Genomic DNA, 12,531 nt, shown 5'->3' on the forward strand with positions numbered 1-12,531 from the left:
TTTAATATCTCTTTTAATAATTGTTCACAAAGTATCCACAAACGAGTATAACCGATTGTGAGAAGTTTCACAATATCAGAATGAAAATTTGTGAAGGATTTCACAAAATAAATGAAAAGATGTTCATTTCCATAGATTTTTAAGCAATTAATAACGGTTTTCCCTTAAAATTTTATATAAAAACACTTCTTTACCTTCAATTTAAATAATTGACGAAATTCGTAAAACCGAGTAGCATTACTTTGGTGAGGTGACATGAATGAATCCAATGGTTGAATTTTGTATTAGTAATTTAGCAAATGGCTCTCAAGCAACTTATGAAGTACTCGAACGCGATCCGAATATCGACGTTTTGGAATATGGCTGCCTCAGTTATTGTACAAAGTGCTCAGAATCTTTTTATGCTATTGTCAATGGTGAATTAGTAGAAGCTGATTCTCCAGAAGCGTTAACGAAAGCCATTTATCAGTTTATTGAAGAAAACCCTTTATGGTAGTTTGCTAAAACGCCTATATGAATAAATTTGAACAAAAAAAATGGATGTTATGCTAAAAAATCTGCATAACATCCTTTTATTTATTGTAACGCATCCACTATATATGTAGGTTGAAGTTCTTTCTCTTGTACAACCTTTGTGGGTGTAACGCCCGTATTCACATGGATTGTATCACAGCCAAAATTAATTCCGCACATGATGTCCGTATCATAATTATCACCAATCATAACCATGTCTTCTTTAGAAAAATGATGTTCTGTCGCAATTACTTCTAGGATAGCAGGTGATGGCTTCCCTATATAAATAGGATCAACGCCCGCAACCTCTCCTACTAAACGAGCAAAAGAACCATTTCCTGGTAAGAAACCATATTCTGTCGGGAACTTAATGTCCTGATTTGTGGCAATAAAGACTGCTCCTTTTTGAACAAATATTGTCGCTCTAGCAAGTGCCATATAATCAAGTGTTCGATCAATTCCCATGACAAATACATCCGCTTCATCTTCAACAGGCACAATATTTTCATCAAGTAATGCCTGACGAATACCATCAGACCCCATCATAGCTACTTTTTTACCTGTATAATGGAGTGCCACATACTTTGCTGTGACGGACGCACTTGAATAAATATGTTCTAATGGTGCACTAATCCCTATAGACATTAAAGCATCTTGCAGTTGTTCACGTGTTTTAGAAGAGTTATTTGTGACATAAAATGGCTCGATCCCTGCTTGTTGTAAGCGATGAATAAAAGCAACAGCAGAAGAAATCCCTTCCTTTCCACGATAAACAGTGCCGTCTAAATCAAAGCAATAGGCCTTATAATCTCTCATTGATGATCCTCTGGTAAAAAGGCAGAAACTGGACCTAGCTCATTTGTTAAATAACTATGGACTGCAGGCGAAAATTGCTTTAATGCCGATAAATTGGCTGTAAGTACGTGGACAACTTCATCGATATCTACCTCTATAAACTCGCGTACTAGCATTTTACGCAAGCCAACAACTGCTTTATATGGTGCCTCCATTTCAGCAACTACGACTTTTTCATCGACTAATATATCAATAATATCCTCGTAGCTTCCTGGGTCGCGCATTATGAAACCGTCAATCATTAAATTTCCTACATCCATCATTGACTCCATAATGTTGTGACCAATTCGCTCGATAGCTAATTTCTTTATATCATTTTGAGACCAGTTATTCTCTGTCTCCAAAATGGCTAATAGCCCATCTAAGTACTGTAAATTTTTTGTGATTTTATTACGATCTACAAAATACACAAGGAAAGCCCCCATTCAAATCTTTAAAAGTTGATAGTCTTTTCTCTTCTATAGTACCATAACTATAGGACTGGAAGGAGATTAAAAGATGGAACGTTTTTTTTTATATGATGATGTAGAAGATACAAAAACTCGCTTTGTTAGCTTTGCAGGAAAAAAACTGCGCTATGATTTAGCGATATTACAATCTGGCCGCTTCTTTGGGAAAGTGCTTGTCATGGATATACAATTTGGTCGATTTGCGATTATTGGCCCTGATGATGTAGAAGAGCCTGGCTACTTAGAACATGTATACAATCGTACAGAGGACGAAACCGAGGAACTTCGAGAATATTTACGTGAGCTATTGAACTAACACCCTTTTTACAGGGTGTTTTTTTGTAGGACATTATTATATTGCACGAGCATTTTTTGTGAATCAATCAAGATAAAAAAATTCCGCTCACCAGTTGGCTTTTGCGAAATCTTTTAAGATCGATTATTTATTGAGCGTGGATGGATTATCTTTATTATGTGGCTTGTCTTTATTTTCATTATTATTTTGCTTTTTCGCTTCGTTATTTTGACCAATCACGCCTAAATCATCTACACTAATATCAAAACCATATCCATATTCTTCACGATCTAGGGGCTTTTTATTGCGCTTATCCTTCGTCAACATCATCACCTCCACTCATAAATTATCCTTTTTTCAACGTTTTATACTTCTTGTAGCTTCTTTTCTCAAGCTGTTGCATCCTTTATTATCCACCGAGCAGCGCTCATCAAATCAGGAAAAATTGCATCTGCTAACGGGTCATCCTCTCCTAAAAACACGCCCTTTGTACCTGCTTGTTTTCCCGCTATAATATCTGTATCCGTATCACCCACCATATAGGATTTCGATAAATCAATATTATATTTTTTTCCTAAATCAATAATTAGTTTACTATTAGGTTTTCTACAGGCACAGCCTGACTTAGGCTTATGTGGACAATAAACTACTTCATGAATAATGGCACCGTTTTTCTTTAGCACCTTGACCATATGCTCATGTATTTTTTGCAAGCCTCTTTCACTCATAAAGCCTAAACCAACACCCCCTTGATTTGTCACAACAAAAATATAGTCAAAGTGTTTATTTAATTTGCGAATGGCTTCTGGAACTTGTGGTAAAAAGTATAAATCTCTAGGCTTATTAACAAATTTAACGCGTGTTGTTAATACTTCATTGATTACACCATCACGGTCTAAAAAGACGGCTCTTTTCATTTGTATCTCACCTTTAATTAGCTGTTTTGAGCTTTATTATTCCCCAATCATACAAAAGCTAATAAAAAAAAGAAAAAAACTTGATGCATATCGCATCAAGTTTCTTCCCTTTATTCTGCCAATGGTTCTTGGTCGTTTGGTTGCGCTGTTACTTCATTCGCATCCAACACCTCTGGCGGTTTCATAACTTTTCCTGTTTTACGTAAAACAAAATAAGCGCAGCCAAAATTGCAATACTCGTATAAATAATCTTGAAGCGTACTTATTTTCGTATCAAAAGTCGACTTTTGATTTTTATCATCAAAAAAGCCCTTTAAACGTAATTGGTTATAGCCCCAATCACCTACTATATAATCATATCTAGCCAATATATCGGAATACCTTTCCTGAAAAACTTCTTCCTGAAAGGCTTCACGAAAATCTTTTAATAGTTCATATTCCAATCCTTCAACTATGATCAAAGTGACACCACCCTCTTGTTCATCCTTGACGCTTAAAGCTCTGCTTGTAACTGACGTTCTTTTGTTGCAGCATTTACTTGTTCGTCAGCATGGTAACTACTACGTACAAGTGGGCCAGCTTCACAATGTTTAAAGCCTTTTTCCATAGCAATTTTTCGCAGTTTCCCAAACTCTATTGGTGAATAATATTTTTTAACTGCTAAATGCTTTTTCGTAGGCTGTAAATATTGACCAATCGTCATGATATCCACATTATTTGCTCGTAAATCATCCATTACCTCTAAAATTTCTTCATGAGTTTCTCCTAAACCAATCATTAAAGATGATTTCGTCGGAATATCTGGTTGCATTTCTTTAGCTAGACGAAGGAACTCCAAAGATCGCTCGTATTTTGCACGAGCACGTACTCTTGGTGTTAAACGACGCACGGTTTCAATATTATGATTTAGAATATCTGGCTTCGCATCCATTAACATTTGAAGATTTTCCTTCATACCACCTAAATCGGATGGTAATACTTCAACAGATGTGAAAGGACTTTTACGGCGAATAGCACGGACTGTTTCTGCTAATACTTCCGCTCCGCCATCTTTTAAATCGTCACGCGCTACCATAGTAATGACAACGTGCTTTAGGTTCATAATTGCTACTGAATCTGCAACACGTTCTGGCTCTGCCAAGTCTAATTCATTGGGTAACCCTGTTTTTACTGCACAAAATCGACAAGCACGTGTACAAACCGAACCAAGAATCATCATTGTAGCTGTACGTCTTTCTCCCCAGCATTCATGAATATTTGGACAGCGAGCCTCTTCACAAACCGTATGAAGATTTTTCTCACGCATTAGCTTCTTAAGACCTTTATATTCATCATTAGTGTTTAGTTTTATTTTTAGCCAGTCTGGTTTTCTTAAATGTTCTTCTTTACTTGTAGGTTTACAAGATGTCATACGGATATCGCCCCTATCAAAAATATGCATTTTTTATATTAACTATCTTCACTGTTGTCAATGTAACATAATAAATGAACTCCAACAACTATCACAGTAAACATTTCTATTTAAATGGCACAGGTATTTCAATGGATGGTTGAGGCGCATCACTACTATTGGTATAGATGTTCGGGACTGGACCTCTAGTTAACCCCATAGCTACAGGAATATCCTGTGCAACGGTTGAGGATTTACTTGCAAACGGAACAATAATTTGGACATTTACCTCTAAATGAATGCCCACTTCTACATACGCACTATTAATCCCAAATTCTTGAATGGATGAGGTGACATTACTATGGACATTTCCGATCACATGGAATCGTATAGGGATTTTTGGTCCTAAATTTCCGAGCAAAGGAATATTCGCGGCTTGCCCGAGCGGTACAAAAAAGACAATGCCATCGCCATCCTGAATTCTGTTAATATCATATTCAACATTATCTAATTCAGGCAAATGTGATAGCTCTCCTTGTTCTGCCTGCTCTAAATACATTTTTACAAGCTCTAATGTCTCCGCTCGTACACGATTAATAATTTCCGTATTAAACTTTGTCGTCATCATATCAGAACTACCTGGAGGAATATCTTCAATGATATCATTTACATCTAATACATTGGAGGTTCTTGAGTTAATGGCTTTACTTACTACATATGATGCAATTTTTGTAGTTTGTACCTCTGCATATTGCAAATAGGTGGGCATGAGCCGTTCATTTAAATAATAAATAAATAATATAAGACAAACAACCATACTAACAATTAAAATGGTTAATCGATTAAGACGTATTCCCCGTTTATTATAAGAGCGCAATTTCATCCTTTTTCGAGGGAAAAACAAAAAAATCTCCTCCTGTTCCATAACGTATGAACAGGAGGAGTATTTTATTCTACCTTTGCAGGAACCATATAATCCGTCTCAACATTTTCAATTAAAACATTTGGATAGTCCACTAAATTAATTTCATATGTAGCTGCGAGCAGTTGATTTTGCTCCTCAAAAATACGAATCCATGGTAATGCTGCATCCAATGGGTTTTGTCTAGATACAATGCCACGTCGACCATCTGATAATTTTAAGATAACACCATTTGGATAATGAACGACAGCTCTTTTAAGCGCTTTTACGATGCGAGCATCATATAGCGTACCGGAGCCTGCCTCTACAATAGCTAGTCCTTGTGAAGGAAGCATTTTTTCACGATATACTCGATTCGTTGTAACCGCGTCAAAGACATCGGCTACGCCAATAATTTTGGCAAATGGGTGAATTTCAAAATCAACTAATCCTCGTGGGTAGCCACTTCCATCAATACGCTCATGATGTTGAAAAGCGCAATGGGCCACTAGCAATGAAATAGAATGTAAATTGCGTAATAAATCAAAGCCATAGCGGGCGTGCATTTTCATCGCTTCAAATTCTTCATTAGTTAGACGACCTGGTTTTGTTAGGATATCTTTTGGTACCATTAGTTTACCTACATCATGTAGTAATGCACCAATCCCTACTAACCGTAAATCCTCAGCAGAGTAGCCGAGCTCTTTGGCGATGGCTATCGAGTAAAGTGTCACTTGGAAGGAGTGTTGATATAAATACTCATCAAATAAATAAGCATCTGTTAATATCGTTAATATTTCATCATTTCCAGTAACAGCAGAAAGTAGTTCATCTACAATCGAGACAATTGTCTTTGATTGTTGATCTAATATATAAGAGGCATTTACTGAATTTAAACCATCGATTGATTGAAATGAATCTTTAATTGTTGTAATGACTTTATTTCGCATCGCAGGTGGCACAGTTTCTTCTACTTCAATGCCCTCCGAAATATCATCGTCAATGTATAGGTAATGTGTATTTAACTGTTGAAGTCTCTGAATAATGCGGTCATTAATGATGACATCCTTCTTTAAAAGCGGATGCCCCGCCTCATTCCAAATGGTTCTGCCTAATACCATTCCTTCTTTTAATACATCGATTGAAATTAATCGCATGATTTCTTCCCCAATCTATTCTTTAAGCTAACGCTATTACTTAAAGAAACTTTGACCATAATCTATCATAATGTTCCGTAAAAATTCTGGTAATATATATTGCTTCTTTGCATATTTGAAACTTGGATAAAAATATCCAAAAGTAAACAAATCTAAAGTTACAAGTTTATAAATGTGATTATTATCTGCCAGCTTTCCATTAATTAATAACTGACGATTGTCGTTCATGGAAAAACCATATGTCAACATTTTTCCAAAAATTACACCTCTAAACCCTAATCCTTTTAATTCAATATAGGGCCATTCTTCATTTTTGGATTGCATATAAATTTCCTTTATTTCCGTAACGGATAATTCAATTGTACATAAATTAATAGGATGTGGAAAAATCCGATGCACATCTAATGCAGTCACATTTCCTTTTGGGAGGCCATCTAAAAAAATTCCTGCATTAAACAAGGCACAGTCAGCACCACTTTTTTCTAAAATAGCATGTGCAAATAAATCAGATAACTGTGAGTAGTGGAACCATTCCTTATTATAAGATTTTTCGGTCGTAAATACTGGTGTATCCAGTATTCTAATTCCTTCATCCTCTAGGGATTGTACAATTTGCTGTTCGTTTTGGATATTTGGCAAGTCCTTATTATGAATTAAAGTATCCTTTTTTTCAACAATTTTCCTCATTTTTTTATCATATTCGATAACAAGATGTCCTGTATATTGTCCAAATTTCCCGCCACCTGTCAATAAAACACCATTGACAAGTTTCCCTTCTGGCAAGACATGATGTGTATGAGAACCAAATATGACATCAATTTCTGGACATTCCTCCGCTAATAGCTCGTCTTCGGTTATCCCTAAATGTGAGAGGCATAAAACAATATCGACCTCTTTACGTAGTTGATGGGCTAAACGAAGAAGTGTGCTACGCGCTTCAACCAACTGCCAATTTAACGCCTCATAATACACGTCAAACATAGCCGTGGCTGCAATTATCCCTAGCTGTGTTCCCTTCTCTGTTGTAAGCACCACATAGGGCTTCAGCCAGGCTGGATTTCTCCCATTAACCGCATCAATATTACCTACAACGACATCAAAATTTGCATCATCATATAAATGAAAAAGCTCATTATGAGACAATGTAATGCCCTCATTGTTCCCAATTGTCACTACATCATATTCTGCCTCGTTCAGTAATTGTACATTCCCCTTACCAATTGTCGCTTCAGTATAAATATTAGAGCGATCTAAATGATCTCCCACATCAAACAAATAACTCGTTTCCCCTATTCTCGCTAGATTGTTGCGCTCCTCTTTCACATAGCTTTGCATTCGTGGCCAATACTTAAAATGACTATGCAAATCATTTGTGTGAAAAATATGGATTTTTTCAAGCATTAAAGCCACCTCATTTTCATTAGCTAGTCTAGCCGATTAAGCCAATATCCCTTCAACGATGGAACGAATTCCTAATAATAATAAAATAATTCGAAGAACCAGTACAAGCGTATCTGATTTAATTTTTTTATTTAACGCCGCACCAAGCTTCGCACCAATAAAGGCTCCTGGTATGACAGGAATTGTATAAAGCCATGGAACATGCCCCAAATATACATGGCTGGCCGTATTAACAAGAGACGTTAAAAACACTAAAAACATCGAAGTTGCTACTGCTACATGTGGGGGAAATAAGAACAAAATAATCATAGCCGGCACAATCATTGAGCCTCCACCTATACCAAATAGCCCCGAGGCAAAGCCCACCCCGAACGTAAATAAAATCGCAAACCAAATCGGATATCCGTAGACAAAGGTTTTCCCTTCGGCATCCGTAAATTCTTGTTGCAGACCATTTTTCACAAACCATTTTACAGGCTTCAATTTGTCGCGTACAAGTAAAATAATCGATAAAATAATAAGCAAAATACCAAAGTATAAATTGAAGGATGGTAAATCTAAACCTTTATTAACCCAAGCGCCCAAAATAGAGCCTGGAATACTGCCGATAAAAAATATATAGCCAGTTTTATAATCCACCGTTTTTGATTTCATATAGCTTAATGTGGAGGCAAGTCCTGTAAATATCATCATGACAACAGATAAACCAACTACTTTTTGTGGTGTTATATCTGGAATCATTCCAAGGTTTAAACCGATATATAAAGTTGCTGGCACTAATACCACGCCACCGCCTAGCCCAACTAATGAGCCAAGGAGACCGGAAAATAGTGCAATAATTATTAATAAAATAAACGCCATTATAATTCCCCTTCAAACATGTTTAATTGTTTAGGCGCTAACCCAACATCTTTAATATTCAAAATACCCTGTAATTCCTTCGCGTTTTTAGCTGCATGATTACCTGAATTGTTATTAAATAATATAAATAGTTCCTGCACCTCGGACTCAAGCTTCGTGATTTGCTGTCCAAGCTGCTGCAATTCTTCTTTATTATAGTCATATAAAAAGCGAACTTTGCGCCAATTTTCAGCATTCCCCGTGTTGCGCCAACCATGTATATTTCGCCCATGGATACGTACCAGTGCCTTATCTGCAGTCACTACAGGATGGAAGGGCACAGATCCTACACCAGCCTGTGGCTCATCACAAATCGTATGAATCAATTGATGCTCTTGTAAAAAGTCCATTGTTTGTTGTACTACATTATCTGTATACCATGTTTGATTGCGAAATTCGATAGCCACTTCGAAATCCTTTAGTTGTTGACGAATATACAATAAGTATTGAACATTTTTCGACTGACAATCAAACCACGGTGGAAACTGAGCTAAAACCATTCCTAGTTTCCCCAAACGTTTAAATTCATGGGCACATTCAATAAAAGCATTGAACATATCATTTTTGGATTCAAAAGGGATTTCTCCCCGCAAATGCCCCGTCATGCCTTGATAGGCCTTCACTATAAAACGAAAATTCTCCGGTGTATTCTCACACCATTTACGAACATTCTCTTTGGATGGTATGGCATAAAAGGAAGTATCTACTTCCACTGCTAAAAAATGACCTGTATAATCAAATAATTTATCCTTTGAAGTAGTCACTCCACTATAAAGTGAAGGGTGATCGCCCCATCCAGTTAATCCAACTACAATCATGTGACATCCTCCTCTATCTACAACATAATCATAGCATACAGTCTTCTCATACAATTAAACATCATGTAAAAAATCTAGCTTTTCACAAAGAAAAAGCATGAGTCCTTATACAAATTGAACTCATGCCAAACAAGTTATTTATCAAGATTTTGTTGGATTGCTTCTAAAAAAGTAATACGACTAAACGCTGGGCCACCTTCCATTAGTGGGTTCACAACATTAACAAATACTTGCTCATTTTTAAAGGCATTGATATTTTGGATAATGGGATTCTTTTTAAAATCTTCTAACGCATTTGGAGCATCCGCATTTTCATCCGTTGAAAACTGCACAAATAAATAATCTGGATTCATATCCGCTAGTTGCTCAACAGAAATCGCTTCTTGTGATTTCGCCTTAGCGATTTCAGCAGGAACTTCTAAACCAAGCTCACCATATAAAACAGGGTTTAAAAATACCTCTTTTGGATAGACATAAGCTTGTCCCCCACGAATTCGAATGGCTGCTACTTTTTTGCCTTCTAGCTTTTCTGTTAAGCTAGATTTTGCCGCTTCAATATCCGCCTTATATGTAGATAATATTTTTTCTGCCTCTGCTTGCTTGCCTGTTAATTCAGCTAATAAGTTTAAATTAGATTCCCAATTCGTAGAGATATGCGAAACTAAAATGGTTGGAGCAATTTTCTCTAATTTACTTTGTACTTCCTCTGGAAATTTCGTTGAGCCTAAAATCACATCTGGATCTAATTCTAATATTTTTTCAAAGTTTGGCTTAATCTTCTCCCCAATCGACTCTGCCTTATCTGTAACAGCAGCGTACAACTCAGGGAATTTACCACCGACCGCAATCGCTCCTACTGGATGAACATCAAGTACAACCATATCTTCCATGGCCTCCATCGCACCCGTAACAACAATTCTTTCGACCTTATCTGGCACTTCATAGCTTTCTCCAAGATAATCAATGGTTCTTGTCCCAATTTCATTGCTAGAATCATCTTGTGTTTGTGCCACTTCCTCTTTCGTCGAATCTGTGGACGTATCCTCCTCCGTTGTTTTCTTCTCTCCGCATGCAGCGAGGATCAGCATAAATACCGCTATCATACTAATAAATAGAAACTTGTTTCTCATGTACTCAAACTTCCTTTCTTAATTGATATTGATTCTCATTATCATTTTAGTATGTCTCCTTATAAAAATCCACTATTATTTCAATATATTAAGAAAATTATTTTTCATACAAAACAAAAACCCTTGCCACAAACATAGTTGTGACAAGGGTTAATTAATACTTTACCCGGTAAAACCCGTTATAATACAGGGCTTAATAAGTTCCTAATCTGATGATTGAATAAAGCTTTGAACATTGCCCTCCCTAAAGGGATAAGTGAGGGCTTCGCTGCTTCTCTCCATTTTCTCAGCAATTACTCTCAAGTGCCCCTTGAATTTTATCGAAGGCTATAAAAGCATCCTCTACTTCCTCATAGAAAACGTAAAAAAGGAGCAGATATTAGAATCTGCCCCTTTTATTTTAATTTTACCCGATAGACCCTTCCATCTCAAACTTGATAAGACGGTTCATTTCTACTGCGTATTCCATTGGTAATTCTTTTGTGAATGGCTCGATGAAGCCCATTACGATCATTTCTGTCGCTTCTTCTTCAGAGATACCACGAGACATTAAATAGAATAATTGTTCTTCAGATACTTTTGAAACTTTAGCTTCATGCTCTAAAGAAACGTTATCATTCAGAATTTCGTTGTATGGGATTGTATCAGAAGTAGATTGGTTATCCATAATCAGCGTATCACATTCAATGTTGGCACGAGCACCGCTAGCTTTAGGACCGAAACGAACTTGTCCCATATACGTAACCTTACCACCTTGTTTAGCAATCGATTTAGAAACGATTGTAGAAGATGTGTTTGGTGCCATATGAATCATTTTTGCTCCAGCATGTTGATGTTGACCTTTACCTGCTAATGCAATAGATAATGTCATACCACGAGCACCTTCACCTTTTAGGATACATGCTGGGTATTTCATTGTTAATTTAGAACCAATGTTACCATCAATCCATTCCATTGTACCGTTTTCTTCAACAACTGTACGTTTCGTTACAAGATTGTATACGTTGTTTGCCCAGTTTTGTATCGTTGTATAACGGCAGTAGGCATCTTTACGAACAACAATTTCTACTACAGCTGAGTGTAAAGAATTTGTTGTGTAAACAGGGGCTGTACAACCTTCAACATAGTGTACATGCGCGCCTTCATCCACAATAATTAGCGTACGTTCGAATTGTCCCATATTCTCAGAGTTAATGCGGAAGTAAGCTTGTAAAGGTGTTTCAACTTTAACACCTGGTGGTACATAAATAAATGATCCACCTGACCATACAGCTGAGTTCAATGCCGCAAATTTATTATCTGTGTACGGGATTACTTTACCCCAATATTGTTTGAAAATATCTTCGTTTTCGCGTAATGCTGAGTCTGTATCTTTAAACACAATACCAAGATCTTCAAGGTCTTGCTTCATGTTGTGATAAACTACCTCTGACTCATATTGTGCAGATACACCCGCAAGATATTTTTGTTCTGCTTCCGGAATCCCTAATTTATCAAAAGTAGCTTTGATTTCGTCAGGTACTTCATCCCATGATTTTTGTGTAGCTTCTGATGGTTTTACATAGTACGTAATTTCATCAAAGTCTAAATCACCAAGATCGCCACCCCATTGTGGCATTGGTTTTGCATAAAATGTTTCAAGTGCTTTTAAGCGGTACTCTAGCATCCACTCTGGCTCTTGTTTCATATTTGAAATTTCACGGACGATTTCTTCAGTTAAACCACGTTTTGAACGGAAAATTGATACGTCCTTGTCATGGAAACCGTATTTGTAATCGCCGATATCAGGCATTTTTTTAGCCATC

At 36.7% G+C, this 12,531-nt stretch carries 15 protein-coding genes; 2 read left to right on the plus strand and 13 right to left on the minus strand.

Annotated elements, in window-relative coordinates:
• The first annotated feature begins 259 nt into the window (after nt 1–259).
• Nucleotides 260–496, plus strand: coding sequence for a YuzB family protein (locus MKY80_RS18335; RefSeq protein ID WP_008178065.1), 237 nt, complete (start codon nt 260–262; stop codon nt 494–496).
• Between the two features lie 80 nt (nt 497–576).
• On the opposite strand, the gene MKY80_RS18340 is transcribed toward MKY80_RS18335, so the two are convergent.
• Both MKY80_RS18340 and MKY80_RS18345 read right to left on the minus strand, forming a co-directional pair.
• The gene (locus MKY80_RS18340) at nt 577–1,329 is read right to left on the minus strand and encodes a TIGR01457 family HAD-type hydrolase (RefSeq protein WP_008178063.1); all 753 of its coding nucleotides are present in this window, start codon (nt 1,327–1,329) and stop codon (nt 577–579) included.
• Entirely contained in the window at nt 1,326–1,778 is a 453-nt protein-coding gene (locus MKY80_RS18345; RefSeq protein WP_036119960.1) for a DUF86 domain-containing protein, read from the minus strand. Before MKY80_RS18345 ends, MKY80_RS18340 begins: the two co-directional genes overlap by 4 nt.
• Before the next feature lie 88 nt (nt 1,779–1,866).
• Here MKY80_RS18345 and MKY80_RS18350 point away from each other — a divergent pair, with 88 nt between their 5' ends.
• Nucleotides 1,867–2,133 (plus strand): DUF3055 domain-containing protein, encoded by a 267-nt coding sequence (locus MKY80_RS18350; protein WP_008178058.1) that lies wholly within the window; start codon nt 1,867–1,869, stop codon nt 2,131–2,133.
• A 123-nt stretch (nt 2,134–2,256) separates the two neighbouring features.
• Here the strand turns inward: MKY80_RS18350 and MKY80_RS18355 are convergent, their stop codons facing one another.
• The 11 genes from MKY80_RS18355 to sufB all read right to left on the minus strand — a co-directional run bounded on the left by MKY80_RS18355 (nt 2,257) and on the right by sufB (nt 12,530).
• On the minus strand, nt 2,257–2,451 hold the full coding sequence (locus MKY80_RS18355; protein ID WP_008178056.1) for a hypothetical protein: 195 nt from the start codon (nt 2,449–2,451) through the stop codon (nt 2,257–2,259).
• A gap of 50 nt (nt 2,452–2,501) precedes the next feature.
• Complete coding sequence (locus MKY80_RS18360; RefSeq protein WP_008178054.1) at nt 2,502–3,029, minus strand: HAD family hydrolase; 528 nt, start codon at nt 3,027–3,029, stop codon at nt 2,502–2,504.
• Nucleotides 3,030–3,139: 110 nt separating this feature from the next.
• Entirely contained in the window at nt 3,140–3,490 is a 351-nt protein-coding gene (locus tag MKY80_RS18365) for a YutD family protein (protein WP_008178052.1), read from the minus strand.
• 32 nt (nt 3,491–3,522) lie between these two features.
• Nucleotides 3,523–4,440 carry a lipoyl synthase gene (gene lipA, locus MKY80_RS18370; RefSeq protein WP_043990437.1) on the minus strand — a complete coding sequence of 306 codons (918 nt, stop codon included), beginning with the start codon at nt 4,438–4,440 and terminating at the stop codon, nt 3,523–3,525.
• A 106-nt stretch (nt 4,441–4,546) separates the two neighbouring features.
• Entirely contained in the window at nt 4,547–5,344 is a 798-nt protein-coding gene (gene yunB / locus MKY80_RS18375) for a sporulation protein YunB (RefSeq protein ID WP_008178049.1), read from the minus strand.
• Between the two features lie 23 nt (nt 5,345–5,367).
• Entirely contained in the window at nt 5,368–6,477 is a 1,110-nt protein-coding gene (locus MKY80_RS18380) for an HD-GYP domain-containing protein (protein WP_008178047.1), read from the minus strand.
• Between the two features lie 36 nt (nt 6,478–6,513).
• Nucleotides 6,514–7,878, minus strand: coding sequence for a bifunctional UDP-sugar hydrolase/5'-nucleotidase (locus MKY80_RS18385; RefSeq protein ID WP_008178045.1), 1,365 nt, complete (start codon nt 7,876–7,878; stop codon nt 6,514–6,516).
• Nucleotides 7,879–7,914: 36 nt separating this feature from the next.
• Nucleotides 7,915–8,739 (minus strand): sulfite exporter TauE/SafE family protein, encoded by an 825-nt coding sequence (locus tag MKY80_RS18390; protein WP_025116650.1) that lies wholly within the window; start codon nt 8,737–8,739, stop codon nt 7,915–7,917.
• Nucleotides 8,739–9,596 carry a DUF72 domain-containing protein gene (locus tag MKY80_RS18395; RefSeq protein WP_342530579.1) on the minus strand — a complete coding sequence of 286 codons (858 nt, stop codon included), beginning with the start codon at nt 9,594–9,596 and terminating at the stop codon, nt 8,739–8,741. Before MKY80_RS18395 ends, MKY80_RS18390 begins: the two co-directional genes overlap by 1 nt.
• Before the next feature lie 134 nt (nt 9,597–9,730).
• Nucleotides 9,731–10,726 (minus strand): ABC transporter substrate-binding protein, encoded by a 996-nt coding sequence (locus tag MKY80_RS18400; RefSeq protein ID WP_342530581.1) that lies wholly within the window; start codon nt 10,724–10,726, stop codon nt 9,731–9,733.
• Nucleotides 10,727–11,132: 406 nt separating this feature from the next.
• Entirely contained in the window at nt 11,133–12,530 is a 1,398-nt protein-coding gene (gene sufB / locus MKY80_RS18405) for a Fe-S cluster assembly protein SufB (protein WP_008178036.1), read from the minus strand.
• Between the last annotated feature and the right edge of the window lies 1 nt (nt 12,531).

The sequence above is a fragment of the Lysinibacillus sp. FSL R5-0849 genome, assembly GCF_038595075.1.
Lineage (GTDB): Bacteria > Bacillota > Bacilli > Bacillales_A > Planococcaceae > Lysinibacillus > Lysinibacillus fusiformis.

Excerpts from the sequence above, each read along its gene's own strand:
- MKY80_RS18360 (WP_008178054.1), bottom strand. The coding sequence starts at position 3,029 with ATGAAAAGAGCCGTCTTTTTAGACCGTGATGGTGTAATCAATGAAGTA.
- MKY80_RS18400 (WP_342530581.1), bottom strand. The coding sequence starts at position 10,726 with ATGAGAAACAAGTTTCTATTTATTAGTATGATAGCGGTATTTATGCTG.
- MKY80_RS18380 (WP_008178047.1), bottom strand. The coding sequence starts at position 6,477 with ATGCGATTAATTTCAATCGATGTATTAAAAGAAGGAATGGTATTAGGC.
- yunB (WP_008178049.1), bottom strand. The coding sequence starts at position 5,344 with ATGGAACAGGAGGAGATTTTTTTGTTTTTCCCTCGAAAAAGGATGAAA.
- MKY80_RS18340 (WP_008178063.1), bottom strand. The coding sequence starts at position 1,329 with ATGAGAGATTATAAGGCCTATTGCTTTGATTTAGACGGCACTGTTTAT.
- MKY80_RS18395 (WP_342530579.1), bottom strand. The coding sequence starts at position 9,596 with ATGATTGTAGTTGGATTAACTGGATGGGGCGATCACCCTTCACTTTAT.
- MKY80_RS18390 (WP_025116650.1), bottom strand. The coding sequence starts at position 8,739 with ATGGCGTTTATTTTATTAATAATTATTGCACTATTTTCCGGTCTCCTT.
- MKY80_RS18335 (WP_008178065.1), top strand. The coding sequence starts at position 260 with ATGAATCCAATGGTTGAATTTTGTATTAGTAATTTAGCAAATGGCTCT.
- lipA (WP_043990437.1), bottom strand. The coding sequence starts at position 4,440 with ATGACATCTTGTAAACCTACAAGTAAAGAAGAACATTTAAGAAAACCA.
- MKY80_RS18385 (WP_008178045.1), bottom strand. The coding sequence starts at position 7,878 with ATGCTTGAAAAAATCCATATTTTTCACACAAATGATTTGCATAGTCAT.
- sufB (WP_008178036.1), bottom strand. The coding sequence starts at position 12,530 with ATGGCTAAAAAAATGCCTGATATCGGCGATTACAAATACGGTTTCCAT.
- MKY80_RS18350 (WP_008178058.1), top strand. The coding sequence starts at position 1,867 with ATGGAACGTTTTTTTTTATATGATGATGTAGAAGATACAAAAACTCGC.